This window comes from uncultured Amphritea sp., assembly GCF_937127095.1.
Taxonomy (GTDB): domain Bacteria; phylum Pseudomonadota; class Gammaproteobacteria; order Pseudomonadales; family Balneatricaceae; genus Amphritea.
Genome location: NZ_CAKZLP010000006.1, coordinates 1 through 24,839, shown reverse-complemented (window position 1 = coordinate 24,839; position 24,839 = coordinate 1). Strand labels below are relative to the sequence as shown.

Sequence of the window (24,839 nt, the reverse complement as noted above, 5' to 3'; positions counted from 1 at the left end):
CAGCCGCTAAGGTAGAGCCTGAGCGATTACTGCATCAGGACATATTCACCCGGCGCATCACGCAGCACAGTATAAGCCTTATCCGGTGCACCGGTTTGCGGCGGTTTGATCTCGCCTTCGGAGTGCTGTCTCAGCCAGGTCTGCCATTGCGGCCACCATGATCCGTCCTGGGAGGAAGTGCGCTCACTCCACTCTTGAGGCGAAACATACTGATCCGTGCTTTTCATGGTTTCGATCTGATAATGGCGGTGCGGATGTCCTGGTTCGCTGACGATACCGGCATTATGGCCGCCGCTGGTCAGCAGAAAGGTCACATCGGTGTCGGTGAGCAGTTTAATTTTGTACACCGAATGCCAGGGTGCCACATGATCGCGCTGTGTACCCACGGCAAACACCGGCACCCGGATATCGGTGAGGGCAACGGGCCGTCCGTCGACAATATAGTGCCCTTCCGCCAGATCGTTGTTGAGAAACAGATCGCGCAGATATTCGCTGTGCATTTTATAAGGCATACGGGTGGCATCGGCGTTCCAGGCCATCATATCGTTCGGCGGCGTACGCTCGCCCATCAAATAGTTCTCGATCATCCGTGACCAGATAAGATCGCGGGAACGCAGTAGCTGAAAGGTGCCGACCATCTGTTGGCGGTCGAGATAGCCCTTCTCCCACATACTGTCCTCCAGCCACGCCAGTTGGCTTTCGTCAATAAACATCAGCAGCTCGCCCGCTTCCTCGAAATCGACCTGGGCGGCAAACAGCGTGACACTTTTCAGCCGGTCATCACCCTCCCGTGCCATCGTTGCAGCAACAATGGACAGCAGTGTCCCGCCAAGACAATATCCGGCAGCATGGATCTTCTGATCTGGCACGATAGCATTGATCGCCGCAAGGGAATCCATAATCCCCTGCTCACGGTAATCCGCGTTGCCCAGATCACGATCTTCAGAGCCGGGATTTCGCCAGGAGATCATAAATACCGTATGCCCCTGATCCACCAGATATTTCACCAGCGAGTTCTCCGGGGAAAGGTCGAGAATGTAATATTTCATAATCCAGGCTGGGACAATCAGCACCGGCTCAGCATACACATCCGCAGTCGTGGGGGCATACTGAATCAACTCGATCAGGTGGTTCTGATACACCACCTTACCCGGCGTCACAGCGATATTACGACCCACCTCAAACGTATCCATTCCGGCGGCAGGTTGCTTCGCAACCGACCGTTGTAAGTCCTCCATCAGGTTTTGTACACCACGGAAAAAGTTAAGCCCCCCCTGCTCCTGCGTCGCTTGCATAATACGCGGATTGGTCAGAGGGAAATTGAGCGGCGACCACATATCCAGAAGCTGCCGGGCGATAAACGGGCGGATGGCGGTATGGTGCTGAGTCATCCCGCGAACCTCGGTTGCTTCATCCCACCAACGCTCGGTTTGCAGAAACGCCTGCTGGTAAAGATTGTAAGGCCACTTTTGCCACCCCTCATCGTCAAAGCGCCGATCCTGCGGCAGCGGCTCGACACAGCTCTCCGATGAGTTCTCTGCCGATTCCTGCCCCAGCGCCTGACAGGCAGCAAAGCGGGTAATAAATTTCATCTTGTCGGCCGCACTTTGGGCCAGTACAGCCTGCTTTCCAGGGGAGAGGGCTAGATGGCCAATCCAGTCCATATAGGTCATCCCCAGAGCGACCGGTGATATGCCGAACACCTTCCCCAGCATCGCATGCAAGATGCGGTCGATATCAGCCACCTCATCGGTCGCCTCAGAAAACGACGGCAACTTATGATGTGGACCGATAAACGTCGATTCAACCTCCGGCGGTGACGAAGGTGTAGCTATTGTTTCTGTGCTTGATTTCAGGTTCGGTTTTGCTGTTAATTTCGATGACATGTTCAACTCCTGTTCTGGCCATCCAGCATCTGAACGACCGCTATCCTCAAGGCATCGCGACTATCGCTCTGCCCGATATTCATCTACCTGACCTGCGCTTACCCACGTACCGTGTAATTAGAGATAAATGGCTCACGGGGAGCTATCAGGTAATCTATATGACTCCTGGCAACCAGCTTCCGTTCCATCTTGCACCGATATCACCGAGACCTCTGTTCGCTGGCGAACATAAACCTTCTGGAAGCTACTTTGTCTGCGCCTGAAACGGCAGATCACCCCGAAACCGCCACCTGTACCTGTAAAAGAAGGTCTGCGCGATAAACGCTCGGATACGGAGAACAGTGGAGCGATAGATGTAGAAAATTGTGGCGCTGGAATAACACTAAAAAGTGTTGCATGATCAGCCGTATAGGAAATATGACGGGTGACAAACCGTGCCAGCTCACAACAACCCGTGCTTACGTGTTTTCGGGATGAAAATCGAGGTGCTTCAGCGCTCCTCTTTCAGTTCAAATAGGCACTGCTGCTCTGGTGTAATGACAGCGGGCACTTTAATCCTCACTCTCCCCTGGATGCGACACCGCACACGTCTGTATAGAAAAGAAGTCGTCGGGGATCCACTGCGATCCACTCAGACTATGCAGGTTAACAGGCAGGATGAGATTCATGCGTGATTCAACAATTCAGAAGTCAGCCGCCACAATCAGGGACCCACGAATACGGATACGAATGAGAGTTCGATCTGCAGCCTGGTTTGCGGTGCTGGTGTTTGTGAACCTTCCTGTTCTCGCCTTTGCCCAACCACCATGTTCAGGTATTCACATGAAGATTCTGAACATAAAAAACAGTACAGGAACGATAGCCTGCGCGCTGTTCGAATCGCCGGAAGGATTCCCTAAAGACTACTTACACTTTGCAACGAATATTGTGAGCATCAGAATTCGGGAGTCCCAGGCAAGTTGCCACTTTACCGACATTCCGCCTGGCAACTATGCGATAGCCGTGGTTCATGATGAAAACATGAACGGGATACTGGACACCAACTGGATGGGGGTCCCCAGGGAAGGCTTTGGTTTTTCAAACAATGCCAAAGCATTACTCAGCGCGCCTTCGTTCTCTGCCGCCAGTTTCCAATACGATGGACAGAGTATCGATATGGCGCTGAAGCTAAATTACTGAACACTCACGGCATGAGCATTGAAGATTTATCCTACCTTCCTCAGTCTGATATTCGGACATTTAAGAATAGATTCGTTTTTTAAACACTTAGCGGCTATTTTTGTTGGAATTCGTACCTCATCCCAACCTACCGTAAAAGGAAAAAAAGGCGACCGGTTTATGTGTTGATACCTTTTCTTGACGATAGCTGCGGGCTTCGATGATTCACCTCAACTCTTCACCTGTTCTCGGTGGTGATATATGGGGATAACGATTATCCTTGCTGCGGATAAAAATAGTGATCCAATCAAGGTTAAACAACAGGAACCAAAACCTCTGGCATAGCTTGATTTGCCATTAATACTGGTGGTTTTTGCCATTGCGATGGAACGTGTTTTTTCTTAAGTTCGGGTATCCGATTCTTACTCATAGAAAATAATAAGCATGGAATGCAAAATGACTCACAAAAAAGTTCTTTCCTCCCTGATAACAGTGCTAATGGCATCTCAGATTCACGCTGCGGATTTCAGCAACACCTATTATTTTGGCGATAGCCTCACCGACTCTGGCTCTTTTCTACCGATTTTGCAGGTGGTCGACCCCACCTATAGCGGGGCCGCTAAATTCACCACCAATCCAGGCCCGGTCTGGTCTGAACTGCTCGCCGGTCAATATGGGGTAACGCTGAGCCCTGCCAACCAGAGCGGCACCAACTACGCCGAGGGCGGTGCCCGCATTAGCGGAACCCCTGGCATTGGTGCGGCACCTGCCAGTGGCGCAACACCGATTACCACACAGGTGCAAAATTACCTGAGCGCTAATGGCGGTGTTGCTGATTCCAATGCCCTGTACACGCTCTGGGGCGGTGCTAATGATATCTTCTGGATCGCTGGCGGCGGCGTGCTTCCGGCTGACATCACCAGCTATATTACAACCACCACCGGCGAGCAGGTACAGGCACTAGCCGCACTGAAAGCGGCGGGGGCACGTTATCTGCTGGTACCAACCCTGCCCGATATCGGCGCGACACCCTTTGGCGCGTCTCAGGGGACAGCCGGTGCCGCCAGCCTGACCGCTCTGTCTGCGGGTTATAACAGTGTTTTACTGGCGACCCTGCGGGCGAGTGGTGTCGAGGTGATACCGGTCGACATGTTTACACTGCTTAAGGAGGTTTCGGCACAACCCGCAATGTATGGTTTTACCAATGTTACTACGCCTGCGTGTGGAGCAACGTCATCACTGCTCTGTGTCGAAGGTGCGGGGGGTTATGCAGCAGGAACAGACCAGACATTCCTCTATGCGGATAGCGTGCATCCGACCAGTGGCGGCCACCAGATTATCAGTGATTACGTGCAGAGTGTTCTCACAGCTCCGGCCTTTGCCGAAGGTCTGGGGCGTGCTGTTCACTACCAACAGCTTGCCCTGATGGATGCGATTGATGGACGTCTGGCACAATCATTTCTGCAAGCGGAAGACAGTACCGATCTTTGGGTTATCGGAGAGGGCGGTACGGGCAACGCCGAACTTGAGGGCAGCCGGGCCTCTGTCGGGGCAGGTATTACCCAGCGTAATGCCGATCACAGTTTCGGCTTTGGTTTTCATGTCAGCCGCGACGATGTTGACCTGTCGGGTGGTTCTGTCGAAACCCAAGCCCGGTCCTTCAGCCTGTACAGTGGCTGGCAACGTTCCCAATGGCAGTGGCAGACCAGTATTGTCGTCACCAAAGGTGACTACGACACCCGTCGTAAGGTTGATCTTGGACCAGCGACACGCACCGTTAAAGGCAGCACCGAGGGAACCCAGATCAGTATGCAACTGGGCGTAAACTACCTGTTTAGCAGTGACTCCCTGAGTCATGGCCCCATTGCGCGACTGGGCTACCAACTGCAGGATCTGTCTGGATTCACCGAAGAGAGCTCAACCGGCAGCGCCACGGCGATGAAATACGACAGCCAGACCCGTAATCAATTCACCGGCAGTCTGGGCTGGCAATTACAATCGACACAAGGACGCTGGCAACCTTTCGCTACGGCAGTCTGGACACAGAGTTTCGGTAACGATCCAGACCCGGTCTCAGTTGCACTGGCCAGTATGCCCAACAACCGCTTTAGCCTGCAGTCTGTCAGCGAGGATGACAGCTATGGTCAGATTACGCTGGGCATCAATGGCCAGATTTCACAACAAACTTCACTGAATGGCCGCATAGTGCAGATGGTCGCCAACGATGATAGTGAAGATACACGCCTGAGCCTGGCGCTTAACTTTAGTTTCTAACTAAAAAGACAAGGAACAGGCGAGAGATTTATGTCGTGAAGCATTCAGCTAACGATACACGAGAGGGGGAGGCTACGATGAGTCGGCTCCTCTCTATGTGTTCTCTGTGACCTCTGTGGTGAAAACTGAGGTCAGGTAAGACTCTTTACTCGCAAGCATTTTCATCAACGAAAACGCTTCCGTGCTTCTCTACGCCCTGACCCGTATTGCTGCGAATCTCCCGATTCAATGCAGCCCCCAGGCGATGAAAGTAACGCTGGAAGGCGACATTAATACGCTGTCGCTGTTCGCCTTGCGGATAGAGGCCGTGCCGGGCTTCGGCTGTGGCTTTCGTCCCGGAGACCAGAAAATTATTCGAAATAGCCGCATCCTGAACAAAGGCTTCAAAAGCCCGGGCGCAAAGTTCTTCAGCCTGGCTGTAGTAAACCTGATTCATCTCCCTGTCGATCTTAACCGATGCCTCAAACAACTCACTGGGGGACTCACCGTCCTCATCTAACATCATGCTTCTGAAGCAGCCGTACAGGTCATCATTCAACGGATGAACCACCGGCGTCGCGTCTGACAACCAGGCTTTTGACGCAAACATCCCTGTTGGAGCATCGGCAAATGCCATACCGCCGAGGTAGTGGTCCAGCGCATGAAACCACTCATGGGCAATACTGCCGGGCCCGGCATTTTTAGCCAGCGAGAAACAACGCGTTGACGGCTGATAATGCGCCGCGACACCCGGACGCCCTCCTATCCCATACTGCAAAGACAGGGTTCCGCGCAGGGATATCAAAGGCTCCGGACACTTTAATATGGTCATCAGATCAACCAGTGCATCATAAAACAGTCCGGCGGCCCTTTCCTGTTCCGGCTGCGTCACCCAGCGGCCTATACCGATGGTTCTGAAATCAAAGCGTTTTCTGACATCAAGAAAGGTAACGGACTGCCCCTGTCGGACAACGGGGCCATGGCGATAAAATTCACGGGATAAAGTCATAACTGCAGGAATACCATAAAAACCGCTTCCAGGGAAAAGCACAGCGATATTGTTGATGATGTATTTGAGCGATAGCGGGAGTCCCCGCCTTCAGATAAACGACATGCATCCGGCGTTATTGATCGGGGCTTGCTTCGACACTCTGTCGTAAACGCTGCTCAATCACCGCTGCAGGCATCGGTTTGCCAAAAAAGAACCCCTGCATCTGCTGGCAATGGTGCTGTAACAGAAAAGCATACTGCTCTTCGGTTTCCACCCCTTCCGCTATCAGTTCCATTTTTAAGCTTTTGGCGATCCCAATAATCACCTCAGTAATTGCGGCATCATCCTCTCTTTCAGGAATTCCCCGAATAAAGGACTGATCGATCTTGATCTTATCGAAGGGCAGGTTTTTCAGATAAGCCAGACTGGAGTAGCCCGTGCCAAAATCGTCTACCGAGAGCCGCACCCCCTGTTGACGTAACTCATTGAGGATGCGGACAATTCGCTGAGTATCGCGGATCAATGCGCTTTCTGTTATTTCCAGTTCCAGATATTCGGCCGGCAGACCATGTCGGGAAAGCGCGGCCATCACCTTATCGACAAAATTGGGTTGGCGAAGCTGCACCGCTGAAATATTCACCGCCATGGTCAGTTCTGGCAGACCGAGATCGAGCCAGCGGCGTGTCTGAAGACAGGCCTGGTTTAAAACCCAGTCGCCGATGCCGTTAATGATTCCGCTTTCTTCAGCAGCAGGTATAAACTGGGCCGGGGATATCTCCCCCTGTTGCGGATGGTGCCAGCGGATTAAGGCCTCGACACCGGTAATCTGTCCACTGGCTCCGTCAACCTGCGGCTGATAGAGCAAAACAAATTCCTGATGCTCCAGCGCCAAGTGCAGGTTTTTATCCAGAGTAACGCGGTTAAGCACCCGGGCATTCATCTCCTCAGTAAAAAAATGAAAAGCTCGGCCGCCTTCAGCTTTAGCCTGGTACATTGCGGTGTCCGCGTTCTTAAGCAGTGTGACAATATCAGGGCCATCCTGGGGATAGACACTGATACCGATACTCGCCGTTACCCGTAGTTCGTGCTCATTCACCAGAAAGGGCGGATCAAGCTCATCGATCAGTCGTTGCGCCGTTTCTGCCACCCGGGTCAGGTTGGCATAACCCCGCAACAGAACGGCAAATTCATGCCTCCCTGACGGCTGATAGTGTCCTGGTCCGTCAGACCTTGCTGCAAACGTTCTGCCACCTTAACCAGCAGCTTGTCACCCACTCCATGACCGAGGGTGTCATTAATATCCTTGAAGTGGTCCAGATCAATAAACATCAGCACCAGATCCGCCCGGCGACCTTTTGTATCAGCCAGTGCAGCCGCCATCCGCTCTTCCAAAAGAGCCCTATTTGGCAAGTCAGTCAGTGGATCATGCCCGGCAAGATGACGCATACGCTGTAGTGTAACTTCGTAAGCCGAGGTCATTCGTCCCGCCAGCGCCAGTGCCGAATCGTAACTGCGCAGCCAGACAATAATCCAGCCCAGCAACACCCCTCCCAGCACGACGATGCCGACAATACTCCAGACTAGCTGTTGGTGCCATGCAGACAACTGATCGCTTTTTGTATGACCGATAATCAGATAGAGAGGATAGGGGCCGACCTTACGCACCATATAACTTCGTTCGACCTTATCCACTGCAGAGATAGTCGTGTACTGGGTATCGTTAGCACCACTCGCCATAAAATCACGTAACAGAGGACTATTGATAGGCTTACCCAACTGGTCCTCTTTTGCGGGGAAGCGGGCCAGCATGCGCGACTTTCCATCGACCAGGGTCACGCTGTACGATTTTCCCAGGTTGAGAGACTCATAAAAGTTTTCGAAGAACTCGGCTCGCACAGCTGCCTGAATCAGCCCCGCAAACCCACCCTTGTCATCATTGATGCGCCGACTGACAGTAACCACCCAGTTATGGGTGATACGGGCAAACAACGGTTCAGAGATGATTAATTCGCCGTTGGGATCGGCACGATTACGTAAAAAATATTTGCGATCACTGATGGTCGCGGAATGGAGAACACCACTGGCATCGTAGATAAATCGTCCCTGAGCATCCGCAACACGAAGGCTCTGAGACTCACCGATCAACGCTAGGTGAGATGCCAGTATCTGATTCATAACGGAGGGTGCCGGGCGGAGGTTTGCTGGCGTTCCGGTGAGCTTTTGCTGCACTGAGAGCAGTACTGTATCGATCTTTTTGAGGGTGGCGTCAGCCTGACTCTCTAATACCTTCACCAGGCTCGTCTGCTGAGTCAGTACCGTTTCTAACTCCCGCTCTCTGGCATGGTACAGGCTGAGGGAGATCAGCACGATGTAACTAATAAAGGCAAAAACAGCAAACGCTATGATTGCCGCACGCCGCCGCCATTCAATGCGGGAGTAACGAAGAGGCTTGTTCACAGGGACACCAACGCAGCCTGACAAAGAGAATGGGTCATTCTATGTCATTCTCAAGGTATAAAACCAGTCAGCTTCATATCCTGCTTTTTTTCACGCTAATAATTTGTTTTTGATCAAGAAAAACGGAGCTTAACCGGACTGAGGTTAGTTACCTTTAAACTCGGCGGGTCAGAGCAAACTCACATCTCAGAGTCCTCTGTGCCCTCCGTGGTAGACAAAGCTGTTAAGCTCAAGCGCCAATAGGCTCAGAGTCACTAATTTCATCATTCAAGGCGCTAACGTTTCACTGTTGTTGGGATTCGTACCTCATCCCAACCTACGGCGAGATCAACCCCTTCTGCTTATCCCAATCCCGATAGTTAAATACCTGCCCTTCTGCCCGCACCCGGGCGATCGATTCCAGATCCAGCTCAGCATAGACCCACTCTGCCCTCTCCGGCGAGCCTTCCGCCAGGATTCCGTTATCAGGAAAGCCGTAATCCACCGGGGTATAGATGCCGGCCCGGCCGGTATTGATATCGACCGCTTCGGACCAGTCCGCCCGGCCAAAGGTGGGGGATTGCAGCACATAACACTGGTTTTCCAATGCCCGGGCCTGACAGCCGATCCGTACCCGGTGAAACCCGGCTTCGGTATCGGTACAGCTGGGCACCAGTATCAGGTTAGCTCCGGCTTCAACCTGCTGACGGGCGATCATGGGGAACTCGGAGTCGTAACAGATGTTGATGCCCAGTTTGCCGATATCAGACTCGATCACCTTGATCTCACTGCCGGCGGCCACCCGCCACTGTTCGTTTTCAAAGCGGGTCATAATCAGTTTATCCTGATAGCCGATTAAACCATCCGGGCCGTAGAGGTGAGCTCGGTTACGAAACGAGCCATCGGCTTGCTGCACCGGAAAGGACGCCGCTAAGATCATCAGATCAAACTGCCGCGCCAGTTCAATATGCAACGCCTGCCATTGAGGATAAAGTGCCTGCATCGCATCCAGCTGACCCTGCAGATCCTGATAGACGGTTTTACCCAATAGCGAGGGCAGCTCCATACTGCCATATTCCGGAAACAGCAGCAGTTTGGCCTGGTTATCGGCGGCGGTTTTTACCCAGTGGGTTAACTTGTCACAAAAATCTGACCACTGCTTAAAAAAACCAATGTCGTACTGAGATACCGCTACTTTGACGTTTTTCATTCACTGCTTCCGAATCTATCTGCATATGCTGATCGGCCAAATCATCTGGCAAACATCGTTTTCTGACTTATAACTGCTTCATCCAGAAGGTCATCGGTTTGGGCGATTCATCCACTTCACCTAACTCTTTCCAACTGAATGTGGTGCTCAGTTCCGGGTGTTTACGGTAACCCCGTTTACGCCAGAAGCTATCAAGGGGCTGATAATCAGCGGGCCGGGACGTATGGTCATCGGGACGCTGCACGCCACAAAAACAGCACAAGTCAAAGCCGCCAACTTCATGGGCATGGACCTCCCGGTGATCAAAAAAAGTGACGCCCGCGCCCTGCCCACGATACTCCGGAAGCAGCACCGATTCACCACAATAAAACACCCTGTCGAGATCAAAACCAGCATCAATAAAGGGCTGTTTCACTTCCGGGGTTTCATGCTGCAACGGAATACCGGTGGAGGCACCGACAACGCGGTCACCATCGAAGGCTAACACGATCACACTGTCGGGGGCCTGAATATAGGTTTGCAGGTAACGCTCTTCGTAGGCCAGATCGCCGTCATAGAGATAGGGCCAGTCACGAAAAACCCGGATTCGCAGTTGCGCCAGTTCAGAAAGATAGTGCGTTAATCCTTCACCTGAGAGTCGTTTAAACCTCAGCATCGCTGATCAGCCTGACACCTGAGCAATCCAGTCCTCCAGATTGTAATAGTTGGTCACCCGTGCCACCTGGCCATCGCGGATATCAAAGAAGGCGCCGGCGGGCAGGTTGTATTGCTGTCCGTTTGCTTCAGGCAGTCCCTCATCAGTCGACAGGTATTCGCCTAATACGGTGAACTCAACGGCAGCACGATCACCGGCTTCATTGGTGGTGATGGAGATATTGACGATCTCCTCTTTGTAGTGGGCATTCATGCGATCCATGAACTGAGCAAAAGCCGCTTTCCCCACTTCCCGGCCACCCTGATTGATGTCATGAATAACATCATCGGTGAGCAAGGCTAAAAATGCAGCCATATCCTGACGGTTAAAGGCTGCGTAGTAATCGGTTAATAGTTGTGCTGCTATCTGATTCATAAAGTCCTGCCCAAAGTCGCCACAGATCAGCGATCTGATGAAAAGTCTGCTCGCGCCATTTTATTACACAAAGCATGTAATTCAATTACTTAAAAGGAGGTAACCCCTGTAGCACCATGGTACTTGCGCTACCTTAAACAGGCTTGTCCCAAAGCGACCCGATAGCCCGTCAAAACGGAGACACGGGGACGCGGAGGGGGAAGTAAAGGGGCAGACTTAACTAAGTCCTTCCGGCAATGCTGATTACCCTTTCTGCTGTGTAAATACGCACACATACCCACCTTTTTGAGTCTGTCCTGGTATACCTCAGGCACAAAAAAGCCCCCATCATTGCTGATGGGGGCTTTTTTAAAAACCACTTACATTATGCAGCGTCTTTAGCAGGCGCTTTAGCAACTGGAGCAGGAGCTGCAGTTACAGATTCCTTAGCAGCAGTCAGGATAGCCTGAACTTCAGCAAAGTAAGCTTTGGTGGTTTCTGAAGTTGCAAGAGCTTCAGCCTGCAGCGCTTCAATCTTAGCCTTAGCTTCTTCAGATTTAAACGTTACAAAAGAAGTGAACGCTTCAACGTCTTTGATTGAAGAGAACGCTTTAAAATCAGCTTGAGCCTGAGCAATTTGCTTCTCAATAGCAGCTTTCTGAGTTTCGAATGCTTTAGTAAAAGTTGCAGTGTTCAGTTCGATCAGCTTCTGAACAGGAGCGCCAAAAGCAGAGAAGTCAGCAGCAGGAATATTCTTGAACATGATGTGTACCCATCTAGGAATTTAGTTGATGGAGTGATAGTACAGCTCGCTATGTTGCAGTGCAACAATTATCTTATAATTTATTATTAATATTCTGTTAAATAGTTAAATTAAAAGAAGATATATAAAAAATAATATTTTGTGCAAATGCTAAATATTGAGCAATTACATATTGTTAGCTGTCGTTTACCGCACCTGTTTTTGCTCTGGGGAAGATGCGCATAAATTTGCTGCGGTTTGCGCTGTATCGATCGACAAAACCGGAAAAGAACGTTTAACCACAAAGAACACTTAGAACACAGATAAAGAGCAGTGAACAGACTCGAATCAGTCTCAGATATTTTAGCCGGACAACATCTCGGCTAACAGATCAAACACTTTTCTGACTCGCAGGCTGGTGTGCAGTTCACGGTGGCAAACCAGCCACAGGGGCAAAACCATCGGTGGACCGAACGACTCAAATGCACGCGCAAACGCGGGTTCCTGGTCGCCGACAGGCTGAGGAAACAACCCTAACCCCAGGTGGCGTTTCACCAGCTCCCATTGCAGTAGTTGTGAGAGAGTTGCAACCCTGATGTTCTCCGCGGATAACGACCAGCCATGGCCTGTGCTGTTGAGCAATTCCTGCAACCGGTTGTTTTGTTCAAAGCCGATGATCTGAATAGTGTTTAACTGCCGGGCAGAGGTAACGCCCTGATAGGGAGCCAGGTATTTCGCTGTGCCGTATAGCCAGATCGGGTCTTCCCGCAGTTTGCGTACAATCAGATCCGGTTGTGTGGGGCGACAACTTCGCAGGGCGATATCCGCCTCCCGCTGTTTCAGATTAGCCACCTCATGGGACACCTGCAGATTCAGCGTGATACCCGGCAACTCGCTACGCAGGCGTTCGATCACCGCAGGCAACATAAATACCGCTTCGAGTTCGCTCACGGCGATGGTCACCGTGCCCTGCAGGGTTTGCGACTGACCCGATGCCGCCAGTGATAAGCGGCTGGCAGCCTCGCCCATCGCCTGCACATGGGCTACCAACCCGAGTCCGGCGTCCGTCAGCTTCAGCCCCTGCCCCACCCGTTCAAACAGGGTGACCCCTAACTCAGACTCCAGCGCCGCCACCTGTCTTCCCAGGGTCGGCTGTGTTAGCCCAAGGGCACGCGCCCCGGCTGACAAAGACCCCTCTTCCACGGTGACCAGAAATGCCCGTGCTCTGTTCCAGTCAAAATTCACTGTTTTCCAGTCCACACCGTTCCCCCTACAACAACCTATACAAATATGCATACATAGTAGGCATTTTTAGCCAATTTAACCTGCACACATGACTGAGTAAACTCATTGAGGTTTTATATCGATACTGAAAAGAGGTAAACAGTTTGAAAACGTTAAATGAAATCCGTCTGGCACGTCTGGCTGGCTGCCTCTACCTGCTGCTAATTCCGGTGGGGGTATTTGGCATACTCTATATACCCGAGTTTATTGAAGTTGCGGGCAATACCAGCGCAACGCTGGCCAATCTTACAGATCATGCAACCACCGTCCGGCTGAGCATTCTCTGTGCTTTTGCGATTCAGCTAACCCAGCTGTTTCTGGTAATTGCACTCTATTATCTGCTGCGCTCCTACGGCGCTATCGCAGCTCTGTTTATGGTGCTGTTCACGCTGGTTACCATCCCCATTGCGCTGTTCAATGAACTCAGCCATATCACCGCGCTGCTGCTACCGGGATCCGACCTGCTCAGCGAAACATTCACCCCGCAACAGCTGGATTCCATTACCCTGCTTCTGCTGGAGTTACACCGGCAGGGTATTATGATCGCCCACCTGTTCTGGGGGCTGTGGTTAATGCCGATGGGCTATCTGGTGTACCGCTGCGGTTTTCTGCCCAGAGTGATTGGCGTATTACTGATTATTGCCGGGATCGGCTACTGCCTCGACACGGTCACTTTTTTCGCGTTTGCCTCTGACCGGTACCTGATCGCCCAATATACTTTTCTCGGGGAAGTGTTACTGCCGCTAGCGCTGTTATGGCAGGCGTATCGGGCCAAAAAGCGAATCGTTTCAGATTTCAATCAGGGTTCTGAATAGATATGTTTTGCTCCGAGCCAGTGTTGCCCGAGAAGGTGCTGATAAACGAAAAAGAGCGCCAATCCGCGCTCTTTTTGCTTTCTCTGGCAAGGAAAACGAAGTTTTCCGTCTAACCACTAGCAGGAGTCGAAGACAACGTTCTCGCAAGCAGCGCAGCTGCGTTCTGCTTTAAGGCTTTTCTCCCGCTGCCAGACGGATTTCGATCTCTTCCAGCACCGGAATCAGATCGGCGACGCTGTCGATCACATAGTGAGCACCGGCTAGGTTAAAACGGTCATAGGCTTTAGTTCGCAGCGTCTCCTGCTGCGCTTCACTGAGAGCGTTCCAGTCCTCCAGACTCATGCCTACTTCGTTGCCGCTGATCGCTACACCCACTGTCCACATACCGGCATTTAAACCTTCTTCGATGCCGGTGAGAGTGTCGTCGATCTTGACGCAGGCGGCGAGGTTTTTCACTCCCAGCTCTATGGCATTCATCATCGCCATATAGGGATAAGGACGTCCTTTTGGCACCTGTGTAGCACAAACATTCGATTGTGGTGAATAACCCTGTGCGGCGGCGCGCGCCAGCAGGCCTTCGATCATAATATCGGCATAGCCGGTATTGGCTCCGATCATAACGCCGTTGGTTTCAGCCCAGGCCAAAACCTCTGTCAGCCCCGGAATCAGCACTGCCGTTGCGGCGATGGCGGCGATCTGCAAAGGCACGAATTCGTTGTACAGTCGGTCGATATCGCCTTCAGTCGGTGCCTCCCCCTTCACCTCAATCCAGCTCGCCCTGATGCGCAGATGGCTGCACAGCTGGCGGATATGCTCGCGCTTCTCGGTGCCCATCGGGCCCCGGGCCTCCTCTTCAGAGATGGGCACGCCCTGACTGGCAAACAGCCCCTGAAAAGCTCGAATCGGTGCCATCGAACCAAAATCGACCGTAGTGCCTGCCCAGTCCATAATGATCGCTTGCAAAGACCGTGTGTCAGTGCCCGAGTATTGACGTTCCTTAGGGTACATTGCTCTCTCCCGGCAGTCGTTTTCGACCAGCCAACATCAGTTAAGGGTTTGGATTACCATCCGCGATCTGCATCTCATCAAGCACCGCAGACATTGCTTCCAGCAGACCGTCGATCTGCTCATCAAACAGCTGGCCAATGCAGCCCAGCCGGAAACTCTCTGCCATAGTCAGTTTGCCCGGATAGATAATGTAGTTACGGGCTTTTAGCAGATCGTAGAAACGCTGGAAGCTGAAATTTGCATGACCCGGAGAGAAGAAGGTGACGATGATGGGGGATAACCACTCATCCGCCAGCAGGGTTGCAAAACCAAGCTTGCGCATCCCCGCCACCAGCCGTTGCTGATTACGGCTATAGCGGGCAAAACGACCGGCTATACCGCCCTCTTGCTGATGTTCTTTCAGCGCCTGAATAAAGGCGGCCACTACGTGCGTCGGTGGGGTAAAGCGCCACTGGCCGGTGTTTTCCAGATACTGCCACTGGTCGTAAAGATCCATACTCAGGGAGTGCGCATGAGTGGCGCAGAGTTGCAGCACTGTTTTACGGATCAGCGCGAAACCAAACCCCGGCACCCCTTCAAAACATTTATTAGCAGAGGAGATAAGTGCATCAAAACGAATCCGGCTGCTGTGGATATCAATGGCGCCAAAAGCACTCATCGAGTCGATAATCAACCCCCGGCCATACTGCTCAACCACCTCCGCGATCTCAGCCACAGGGTTGAGAATGCCCGAACTGGTTTCACAGTGAACCAGCAGCACATGGGTTATCCCCTTGTCCTGCTCCAGAATGGCGGCAACCTCAGCCCCCCGCGGCGGTTCATAATCACCCTTATCCAGGGTGACGTAATCCCGGCCGATATAGTCGAGAATTTTCGTCATCCGCTGACCATAGGCACCGTTAATCAGCACCAGCGCTTTACCCTGATTCGGTATCAGCGTGCCCAGGGTGGCTTCCACAGCAAAGGTGCCACTGCCCTGCACTGGCACACAGACAAAGGCATCCTGATCATCCACAAAGCTCACCAACTGCTCACAGACTGTTTTGGTCAGCGCCCGAAAGTCACCGTCCCAGGAGCCCCAGTCATGCAACATCGCCTGTTTAACACTCAGGCTGGTGTTGATCGGTCCGGGGGTTAACAGCCAGGGCTGTACGGTTTTCTCTATCTGACTCATAATCACTCCTGCGACTTCAGAGCACTCTCTGAAGAATCTCAACGGTCGCTATTATCGGAGATTGAGCGGCAGATCACAGTGAAGTTTTAATGAAACACTAAGGGTGAAACTTGTAGATATCACCGCTACTTATAGGATGTTAGCGACAAATAGCCGCAATCAGAACAGACTGATCTGGGGTGCCGAGATGCCATCAAGACTGTCATCGAGAAACATCAGAATGCCATCGGCAATGGGCACCAGCTGGCGGTCGAGGTAGTGTTGATAGTCAATGGGCGAGGTTGAAAACGACATCGGCTCAGGACCGTTAACGGTGATCAGATATTCGATATGCATTCCGGAGGCGATATTGCCCTGACGGTTGTTTTTCTTTAATTCATCGTAGGCTTTCTGCGCCGCCTGTACATGGGGTGGCCGGTTCTTTTGGTACTCGTCTAAAGGCCGGCGCAGCCGCTTGCGATAGACCAGCTCGTTATCCAGTAAACCCGCTTTCAGATCATTAACGGTCTGTTTCAGATAATCGGTATAGGGCGCATCACTGAAGATCAGCCGATACAGTTCCCGCTGAACTCTGCGCGCCAGTGGTGTCCAGTCGGAACGCACCGATTCCAGCCCTTTAAAAATCAGCTCTTCGCTGCCATCGGTAAAATGGCGGATACCGGCGTAACGCTTTTTGGTGCCCTTTTCTGAGTGGCGCATGGTCGGCATCAGAAAACGGCGATAGTGGGTTTCATATTCCAGTTCCAGATGACAGGGTAAACCAAAACGCTCCTGCACCTCGTCCTGCCACCACTGGTTAAGAAACTGTTCCAGCTTGCGCCCCTCTTGCGGTGCCTGGTCCACCGGGAAATCGTTCCCCAACCAGACAAACACCGAGTCGGTATCACCGTAGATCACCTTGTAACCAAACTGCTGCTCAATCTTCGCCTGGGTGCGGGTGAGAATCTCGTGGCCGCGCAGGGTGATTGAGCCCGCCAGACGCTGATCAAAAAATCGACAAACATTGGAGCCGAGCACTCCATAAAAGCTGTTCATAATGATCTTAATCGCCTGGGACAGCGGCGCATTTTTTTCCGCTTTAGCCCGGTCCCGCGCCTGCCACAGACGTTCGATAATATCCGGCAGTATCGCCTCTTTGCGGGTGAATATCGCATGGTTAAAACCCGGCACCAGATCCTCCGGGGGACATTCCGTGCCGGTGCCCTCCGCCAGCGCATAGGGGTCAACCATAAAGGTGCGGATAATACTCGGGTACAGACTCTTGAAATCGAGCACCAGCACCTGGTTATACAAACCCGGCCGGGATTCCATCACATAGCCGCCGGGCGCCCCCATCTGCGACTCACCGGAGGCATACACCGGAGCCACATAGCCTTTACGATGCAAACGGGGCAGATACTGGTTATCAAACGAGGCGGCTGAACCACCGACTTTATCCAGCGGCAACCCGGTCAGGCGGCTACGTTCGATCAGATAGTGCAGCAGCTGCGCATGCTCAAAGATATCCCATACCAGCTTGCAGTCTTCCAGATTGTATTCTGCCAGGCGGCGGGGGTCTTCACGGTAGACCTGCTGAATCTCCTCCCCCCGGTTAATCCCCTCATCCTGATGATGACCAAGCAGCTTACCCCGTTCCAGCAACTGATTGGAAACATACTCCAGCGAAAAGCTTTCGAACTGCCAGGTCGCCCCTTTGAGGGTATCGATACCATCCAGCACCACCCGTCCGGCGATGCGGCAGAACCACTTGCCATTGGCCGACTCAATCACCTGAATGCGACTGCCATCACGGCCCAGATTCAGCTGCACCTGCAGGCGTCTGGCCCGCTCCTGCAGCACCCGAAAATCGAAGCCGACTACATTCCAGCCGATAAAAATATCCGGGTCACAACGTTCGACTTCACGGACAAACGCCTGCAACAGGGCCCGTTCATCGTTGACATATTCCAGCCAGGGCTCGTTCGGGCCATCGCCGACAATCAACACTTTACTCAGTTGATCAGAGTAGAGACCGATGGAGAAGATCCGGTCCGCACGCATGGTCGTTTCGATATCCACCGAAAGCATGCGGAGTTGGGGTTCAAGGTCGACCGGTTGCAGTTTAACCGACTGATCGCTAACCCGTACCCGCGCGCTGTCCTGAATAAAGCGTTCCATCAGGAACCGGTCAACGGGGCGGATATCCTCCTCGATCATCGAAATTGCATAGGTTTGCAGCAGGTCCGTCAGCTGTCGATAGACCGCCAGTGAGCGGCTATACAGGCCATACACCGGACGTTGCTGCAGATCCTTAAGGGGGAGCGATTGTAAGCGCCACTCGGGGCTGGATGCGGTGGAATTCTTAAGTTGAGTTGCCAGCAGCGATTCAATCCGGGGGATATCCTCTTCAAGGACAAAGAAAACCCCCTCCTGACCCGGCACGGTCACCGGAAATGCATTATCTCCGGATTTCAGCCAGAACTGAAAACTGATCCCTTCCGGGGTATCAAACTGCTGTCGGGTGAGAATAAAACCGCTCGACTGATCCACCGTCTGACTCAACGGCTGGCTCAAAGACGGACACTCAGGCAAATGGGGCGACAACTTCCAGGTCCGGGAAGCGCTGCTTCACCGCGGCTTCAGCATCCGCGGTAAACAGCAGCTTGATGTTCGGTCCGGCATCCATAGTGAAATACACCTCGACCCCGTCAGCCCGCGCCTGCCAGATAGTCTGCATGGCGGCGACAGAGTCCGGTTGCCAGTACAGCAGCGGCGGCCAGGAGGCGATCATCGTAGCATGCATCGACAGCGCGTTCTGTTCGGCGGTTTCGCCCAGTTGGGTGAAATTCTTATCACTGATTGCCCGGTGCAGGCGCTCCAGGTCAGTGGCCGCCTGCAAGGGCCAGCTCTGATACAGATGCGCAGTCTCCACGGTGCGGTTCATCCCGGAACGGGAGTCCACCGCTTTCTCGGCGGTGCTCACCTTCACCAGACCGATTCTGAGGTCATCCCAGCGACAGTCTAACGGCAGCGCAACACTATCCATACCATCTTCACGGATGCCCATCTGCCACTCGACAAAGCCCTCGTAGAGTGAACGGCTGGCACTGCCACTACCCATACGGGCGAAGGCTGATAGCACCTGCGGTTCGAGATTGAGACCATAAAACCGGTCCACCGCCAGCATCAGCGCCGCAAAGCCAGAAGCGGAGGAAGCGAGCCCCGCGGCGGTGGGAATATTGTTCTCGGTTTCGACTTTGACGCAGTGATCTGCGCCGCGGCGGAAAAGATCCACAAAGGCGATCACTTTAGCGGCAAACTTGTCATTCGCGGCGATCTGACTGCCGTTCAGCCAGACCTGATCGCTATCACAGACAGAGATTTTTGTCCGGCTGCCCAGATGCGCCAGAGAGATCGACAGACTACTGTTGATCGGCAGATTCAGCTCGGCATCCCGTTTGCCCCAGTATTTACACAGGGCGATATTACTCGGAGCAAACAGCGTATCGGTGCTATCCGCCACCGGTATAACAGTCGCTGGCAGATAGTGTTCAATCACCCGCTGTTTGGTGATGGCTTTAGAAATACTCAACGGTTACACCCTCCGTAGATACAGTGATGGGAATCTGTTCATAAGACAGTTGAAAGTCAGAGGGGATACCCAGGGCCAGCACACAATCACCTAGACCGGAACCGGATATTTTCGCCCCCAACACCTTCGGTGAGCTGCGCAGGGTATAGATAATCTCCGCCAGATCACGGTTATTTACACCCAGCGCATCCATCAGCCCCTGATAGATATTCATCAGGCGGCCAAATTGCGGCCAGTCCGAGTTATCCACAGCCCGTTCTGCCTGCTCGGTGGTCTGTCCCATCAGCCGATAGAGTTCAGCATAGAGGTCGGGGGCCTGGACGGCAAACCCCTCAACCCGCTGCAACACGTCCGGGGTTTTCATCTTATAACCGACATAGAACAGGCTGATCGTGGGGATGCCCTGCAGCGCCCGAATCTGTGGCGCTATATCCGCGGTTGCCACCGTATACCCCACCACCCCGCCATAAACAGCGGCGACCAGATCGGTACCGGAACCCCGGCCATCCTGCACCTGATGCACCACCGCCAGCGATTCACTGAACAGAGCCTGTGGGCCACACTCATTACCTGAATAGGCCTGTAATGCGGTCACCACCGCCACAGTGACTGCAGCCGAGGAGCCTAAACCAACCGTATGAGAAAACTCTGAGCGGATCAGCAGATCAAAGCCACCGGGTAGCTTAGCCACCTGACGCTCAATGGCGGTCAGCACAAAACTCAGCGCTGGTTCCGGTTTTAGTCCATCCAGACTGCCGCTGTACTGTGCCAGCGCGGAATCGATATTCACTGTCCGGTCTTGCCGCGGGGTCAGGGTGACACTGATACGCTTATCCACTGCGCAGGCCAGTGCCCGCTGACCAAACAATACTGCGTGCTCGCCCATCAGCATCAGACTGCCCGGGGCGGTTACCTTAATCTTCAAGACGGGCTCCCTCACTATCCTCTTCAATCAGCATAAAACTATAGCCGTATTGCTGACAAAGTGCGTGCAGATCAATATCCGGGGCATAGGCGATCAGAGCCCCGGCGGAATCACCGGACACCGAACCGGCACCACTCACCTTCGCCGCACCGCCGCGTTGTTCCAGCGCCGCGATAAAACGCTGTACCACGTCTGGCACCACTCCGATATGGGTTAACAAACGGTGATTTTCGCTGATCAGCTCACGGGGATCATCCCCCTTAACGATAGCGTTGCTCAGTTGTTGAGTCACCTCGGTAAACGCCTGCCATATATCCGTTGCAGCAAAGCGACTGCGGACATAATCAACGCAGTCACCAGTGCCCACTGCGGGCGCTCCGGTATGAATATAGAACCAGCCACTGCCCAACTGTACCGGCAACTGCTCTATCTGCCCATCCTGCACCCGCACCATTCCCCCATGACTGACGGTGGCAGCATCAATCAGCCCACCGCGTCCGTGACAGAGACGCTCGCAGAAGCATACCCGCTGAAACAGTTCAACCGTATTCAAGGGTTGCGCAAAAAGAGTCTGACCCAGAACGGTCACCGCAGCACCCAGTGCCGCAGACGACCCCATTCCGGAGCCCAGTGGTAGCTGCGAACGGATCTCCAGGGTTAAACCGCTATCGGGATCGGTATCCTCAAGGCACTGACTGAGGGCATATAAAGCAAGCTGATGGGGTGCTTCGAGGATCTCCCCGGCACTCAGCAGGCCCTCTTCAAACTGACTAAAACGCTGATTCAGTCGTGCTGTGAGTTGGCGCAGTTCAGGCCAGCTGATCTGAGTCTGCCAACCCGCTTCGGGCAAATTCAGACTTAAACCGTCAATGGGAGAGGGGAAACTTTGACAATGGATATAGCGGTTAACCGCCAGAGCGATGGCCGGTGCCCCATAGACTGCCGAGTGTTCTCCACTGAGAATCAGCTTACCGGGGGCACACGCCTTCATGAAACAGAGCCCTTAACTGAAGCGCCCTTAGCAGGCGATATATTCACGCTTATGATGGGAAATCCCCGCCAGACGGAAACGACCAGTCGTGCCTTCAGACTTAGTATGAACGCCGCCATCAACCGGATCGGTATCGTTATACAGCGCCAGATACTCTTCGTAAGAGACTTCACTGCGGGCATCCAGCATCAGTTTATGCTTTTCTCCGTGCAGGCATTTTTCATAACCGGCAACGATTTTACCGGAGAAAAACTCAGCCACAGAACCGGAACCATAACTGAAAAAGCCAACGCGATTTCCTGCCAGGTTATGCTTACAGTTCTCCAGCAACGAGGCCAGACCGATATACATCGACGCCGTATAACTGTTACCGATGATACGGTTGTACATCAGCGTATCTTCAACCTGAATATCAAGTAGTTCGGGGGTCAGTACACTGTGGTTGATACGTGCCAGATGCTTATGGGCTTTCTGAGCCATACGGGTAAATGGCAGGTGATAACAGAAATGCTGGAAGTCAGTAAACGCCAGGGAGCTGACATCACAGAAGTGTTCCCAGGCATGTTTCAGCGATTGCAGATAGATTTTAGTGGAGTATTTACCATCCACCAGCGCGGTTGAACGGTAGTTAGGACGCCAGAAATCCATCACATCTTCGGTGTGGTTACCCACTTCAGGATCGAGTTCCACCAGACGGGGGTTGGCAGTAATCAGCATGGCAACTGCGCCACAGCCCTGCGTGGCTTCACCGGAGGTGCCCAGATCATAACGGGCCACATCGGAGGCGATCACCAATACTTTCTTTTCAGGCTGCCGGGCGACCAGCGCACAGGCCATCTGAATCGCAGCGGTGGCACTGTAGCAAGCCTGTTTCAGCTCGACGACACGACAGCGTGATGTCAGGCCAAGTAAGCGGTGGACATAAACACCCGCAGACTTCGACTGATCAATACCGGTCTCCGTGGCAAACATGACGGTGCTGATAGCATCGGTCCCGACCCGCTCAATCAGAGGCAGGGCCGCGTTTGCCGCCATCGTCACAACATCTTCATCCGGGGCAGGCATTCCCATCTTTTCCTGCCCGATACCCTGATAATATTTGTCAGCATCTATTTCCTGGACCTTAGCCAGGTTTTTCAGATCCAGATAATAGTTGGAGGTGTAAAAGCTGATTTCATCAATACCGACGGACATACGTACTTAAAATCCTCAACGCTCGCCCAGAATGAGAGCCCGATTCATAAATAAACTGTTAACATCCGGCATTCCCAACAGAAACATAGCTGTGGTGAATTCACGCCGACGTTGCTCTATCACCCGGACGACTGAATCGGCGGAATCCATTGCCGGTTTCAGGAACGGTGCGGCCATGCCGCAGAGCGAGGCGCCGAGTATAACAGATTTAACCATATCAATCCCATCCCTGAGACCGCCACTGGCGATGAAACCTGCACTATTTTGATACGGCTGGGCCAGTTTAAGCGCCTGCGGCGTCGGAATTCCCCAATCCTGGAAGCAGAGTCCCAGATCATCGCCACTTTTTTCACTGCGGTGATGCTCAATGCGGCTCCATGATGTACCGCCACAACCAGCCAGATCGAACCACTTAACACCGGCGGCAATGCCCTTCTCAATATCCTGTGGCGACAACCCGGAACCCACCTCTTTCAGTAGCACCGGCTGTTGTAAGCCTGCGGCCACGTTAGCAATTTTTTTCAGTAAACCAGAAAAGTCAGTATCACCCTCCGGCTGCACCGCTTCCTGTAGCGGATTCAGATGCAGATACAAACCATCAGCGCCCAGCAGATCAACCGCTTGCTGGCACTGTTGCAGCTCAAAACCATAATTCAACTGCACCGCACCAATATTGCCCAATAAAACAGTATTCGGCGCGAAGCGACGCAGATCAAAGCTTTCCCGGGCCGAGGGTTGAGTGAACATTACCCGCTGAGAACCCACTGCCAGGGCGACACCGGTGCGTTCAGCGGCCTCAGCCAGATTGCGGTTAATGGTTTTAATTAAAGCGTGATCGCCACCGGTCATTGACGAGATCAGCAGTGGAAAACTCAGTTTTTTGCCGAGAAACTCAACCGATGTATCGATCTGTTCCAATGACAGCTCAGGCAAACCCCGATGGCACAGATGAATCTGATCAAAAAAGCGTCCGTCACGATCGGTCAGGGGGTCATTCTCAATCGCCCGGATATGCTCAATTTTACGGTCATTGGTCTGATCAGACATCAGCGTTCCATTTTCAGATGGGATTCCATCAACTCGCCGGGGTTAGTCTGCGCGGCCATCAGCGACAACTCGCCGCATAGCACTGTTGCGGCGCAGATTGCCGCCAGCCGCCGGGCATTTTCGCCAGGCTGCCGGGATTCTTTACAGCCCAGATCAGCCAGATTCTGCTCAACAAAATCGATCCCTTTACCGTTACCAACACTGCCAACGATCAGGTTCGGCAGAGTACAGGAGAAATAGAGATCGCCATTACGCACTTCGGCATGCACAATCCCCTGAGACCCCTCAATAATATTAGCGGCATCCTGGCCCGTAGCCAGATAAAACGCCAGCAACATGTTGGCATAATGGGCATTGGCGCTGCGTAAACCACCCGCTACCATAGTCCCTATAAGGTTTTTCTTGATATTCAGATCAACAATTTTTTCCGGGGTGGTTTTCAGGCGGCGCTCGCACAGCTCCCGGGGGATCAGAATCTCACTGATCACATATTTACCCCGGCCCAGAATACCGTTCACCGCCGTGGCTTTCTTATCAGAACAGTAGTTGGCCGAGATCGACGAGTAGCGCAGCTGCGGGTACTCACTCAGAATCCAGGGAATCAGCTTATCGGCCGCATTGGTCACCATATTGTGACCCGAGGCATCACCGGTGGTGAACTCCAGACGCAGATAGATCAGGTTGGCGACAATCTGACTGTGCATGTCAATCAGATTGGCAAATCGACTGGTGGTCGCCACAATCTGATTCAGGTCATCTTTACGGGATTTGATCGATTCCAGCGCTTTGAACGCCTCCAGGGCGTCATCTGCTTCCAGCAGGATCGAGCGACTCATGCGCTCATCCACAACCGTGGTTTTAATCCCTTCCTCTGTCAGGACGGAGATGCGTGCACCCCGGCCTACCGAGGGCCAGAGCGGCGTCTCATAGGTAGCCAGAGGCACAGACACTTTTTCGTTCAGGACATGGCCGCTGATTTTAAGCGGCCCAACGGTACGCATCGGAATCGGTGCTTGCTGGACTTTATGGGATTTCATAGTCTCTCGGTACAATAAAAAAGGGCTGCCGCGATCTTGATGATCTGCACTGCAACCCTTCAGGAAGCT

19 protein-coding genes and 1 pseudogene are annotated in these 24,839 nt (G+C 53.0%); 3 read left to right on the top strand and 17 right to left on the bottom strand.

The features are described from left to right. Positions 1–26: 26 nt before the first annotated feature. The gene (locus Q0499_RS00995) at positions 27–1,886 is read right to left on the bottom strand and encodes an alpha/beta fold hydrolase (protein WP_299194970.1); all 1,860 of its coding nucleotides are present in this window, start codon (positions 1,884–1,886) and stop codon (positions 27–29) included. 729 nt (positions 1,887–2,615) lie between these two features. Between Q0499_RS00995 and Q0499_RS00990 the strand changes: the two genes are divergently transcribed. Together Q0499_RS00990 and Q0499_RS00985 are read left to right on the top strand one after the other, a co-directional pair. After that, positions 2,616–3,065, top strand: coding sequence for a DUF2141 domain-containing protein (locus tag Q0499_RS00990; RefSeq protein WP_299194968.1), 450 nt, complete (start codon positions 2,616–2,618; stop codon positions 3,063–3,065). Between the two features lie 435 nt (positions 3,066–3,500). Beyond that, the gene (locus Q0499_RS00985) at positions 3,501–5,318 is read left to right on the top strand and encodes an autotransporter domain-containing protein (protein WP_299194965.1); all 1,818 of its coding nucleotides are present in this window, start codon (positions 3,501–3,503) and stop codon (positions 5,316–5,318) included. A 145-nt stretch (positions 5,319–5,463) separates the two neighbouring features. On the opposite strand, the gene Q0499_RS00980 is transcribed toward Q0499_RS00985, so the two are convergent. From Q0499_RS00980 to Q0499_RS00945, 7 genes and pseudogenes are all read right to left on the bottom strand, one after another. Then, the gene (locus Q0499_RS00980) at positions 5,464–6,306 is read right to left on the bottom strand and encodes a CLCA_X family protein (protein WP_299194962.1); all 843 of its coding nucleotides are present in this window, start codon (positions 6,304–6,306) and stop codon (positions 5,464–5,466) included. 115 nt (positions 6,307–6,421) lie between these two features. Continuing rightward, a pseudogene (locus Q0499_RS23635) lies at positions 6,422–8,604 on the bottom strand (bifunctional diguanylate cyclase/phosphodiesterase); the annotation flags it as partial. A 457-nt stretch (positions 8,605–9,061) separates the two neighbouring features. Continuing rightward, positions 9,062–9,934, bottom strand: coding sequence for a carbon-nitrogen hydrolase family protein (locus Q0499_RS00965; RefSeq protein WP_299194960.1), 873 nt, complete (start codon positions 9,932–9,934; stop codon positions 9,062–9,064). A gap of 67 nt (positions 9,935–10,001) precedes the next feature. Next, positions 10,002–10,589, bottom strand: coding sequence for a GNAT family N-acetyltransferase (locus Q0499_RS00960; protein ID WP_299194957.1), 588 nt, complete (start codon positions 10,587–10,589; stop codon positions 10,002–10,004). A 6-nt stretch (positions 10,590–10,595) separates the two neighbouring features. After that, on the bottom strand, positions 10,596–11,003 hold the full coding sequence (locus Q0499_RS00955) for a ketosteroid isomerase-related protein (RefSeq protein WP_299194955.1): 408 nt from the start codon (positions 11,001–11,003) through the stop codon (positions 10,596–10,598). 364 nt (positions 11,004–11,367) lie between these two features. Next, complete coding sequence (locus Q0499_RS00950) at positions 11,368–11,745, bottom strand: hypothetical protein (RefSeq protein WP_299194952.1); 378 nt, start codon at positions 11,743–11,745, stop codon at positions 11,368–11,370. A 342-nt stretch (positions 11,746–12,087) separates the two neighbouring features. Beyond that, entirely contained in the window at positions 12,088–12,984 is an 897-nt protein-coding gene (locus Q0499_RS00945; RefSeq protein WP_299194929.1) for a LysR family transcriptional regulator, read from the bottom strand. Between the two features lie 128 nt (positions 12,985–13,112). On the opposite strand from Q0499_RS00945, the gene Q0499_RS00940 reads away from it, so the two are divergent. Further along, positions 13,113–13,823, top strand: coding sequence for a DUF4386 domain-containing protein (locus Q0499_RS00940; protein ID WP_299194926.1), 711 nt, complete (start codon positions 13,113–13,115; stop codon positions 13,821–13,823). A gap of 168 nt (positions 13,824–13,991) precedes the next feature. On the opposite strand, the gene phnX is transcribed toward Q0499_RS00940, so the two are convergent. The 9 genes from phnX to Q0499_RS00895 form a co-directional block, all read right to left on the bottom strand. Continuing rightward, on the bottom strand, positions 13,992–14,831 hold the full coding sequence (gene phnX / locus Q0499_RS00935; RefSeq protein WP_299194922.1) for a phosphonoacetaldehyde hydrolase: 840 nt from the start codon (positions 14,829–14,831) through the stop codon (positions 13,992–13,994). A gap of 40 nt (positions 14,832–14,871) precedes the next feature. Then, entirely contained in the window at positions 14,872–16,005 is a 1,134-nt protein-coding gene (locus tag Q0499_RS00930) for a 2-aminoethylphosphonate--pyruvate transaminase (RefSeq protein ID WP_299194919.1), read from the bottom strand. 159 nt (positions 16,006–16,164) lie between these two features. Then, positions 16,165–18,558 carry a DNA polymerase II gene (locus tag Q0499_RS00925; RefSeq protein WP_299194913.1) on the bottom strand — a complete coding sequence of 798 codons (2,394 nt, stop codon included), beginning with the start codon at positions 18,556–18,558 and terminating at the stop codon, positions 16,165–16,167. A gap of 10 nt (positions 18,559–18,568) precedes the next feature. Beyond that, positions 18,569–19,576: a diphosphomevalonate decarboxylase gene (gene mvaD / locus Q0499_RS00920; protein WP_299194911.1), complete on the bottom strand. Its 1,008-nt coding sequence runs from the start codon at positions 19,574–19,576 to the stop codon at positions 18,569–18,571. Continuing rightward, positions 19,563–20,501, bottom strand: coding sequence for a mevalonate kinase (gene mvk / locus Q0499_RS00915; RefSeq protein ID WP_299194908.1), 939 nt, complete (start codon positions 20,499–20,501; stop codon positions 19,563–19,565). The genes mvaD and mvk overlap by 14 nt, the downstream gene beginning before the upstream one ends. Further along, on the bottom strand, positions 20,491–21,492 hold the full coding sequence (locus Q0499_RS00910; RefSeq protein WP_299194905.1) for a mevalonate kinase: 1,002 nt from the start codon (positions 21,490–21,492) through the stop codon (positions 20,491–20,493). Before Q0499_RS00910 ends, mvk begins: the two co-directional genes overlap by 11 nt. A gap of 27 nt (positions 21,493–21,519) precedes the next feature. After that, on the bottom strand, positions 21,520–22,686 hold the full coding sequence (locus tag Q0499_RS00905; protein ID WP_299194902.1) for a hydroxymethylglutaryl-CoA synthase: 1,167 nt from the start codon (positions 22,684–22,686) through the stop codon (positions 21,520–21,522). Between the two features lie 15 nt (positions 22,687–22,701). After that, positions 22,702–23,733 (bottom strand): type 2 isopentenyl-diphosphate Delta-isomerase, encoded by a 1,032-nt coding sequence (fni, locus tag Q0499_RS00900; protein ID WP_299194898.1) that lies wholly within the window; start codon positions 23,731–23,733, stop codon positions 22,702–22,704. Beyond that, positions 23,733–24,839: hypothetical protein (locus Q0499_RS00895; protein ID WP_299194896.1), on the bottom strand; the 1,107-nt coding region annotated here is incomplete at its 5' end. The genes Q0499_RS00895 and fni, both read right to left, overlap by 1 nt.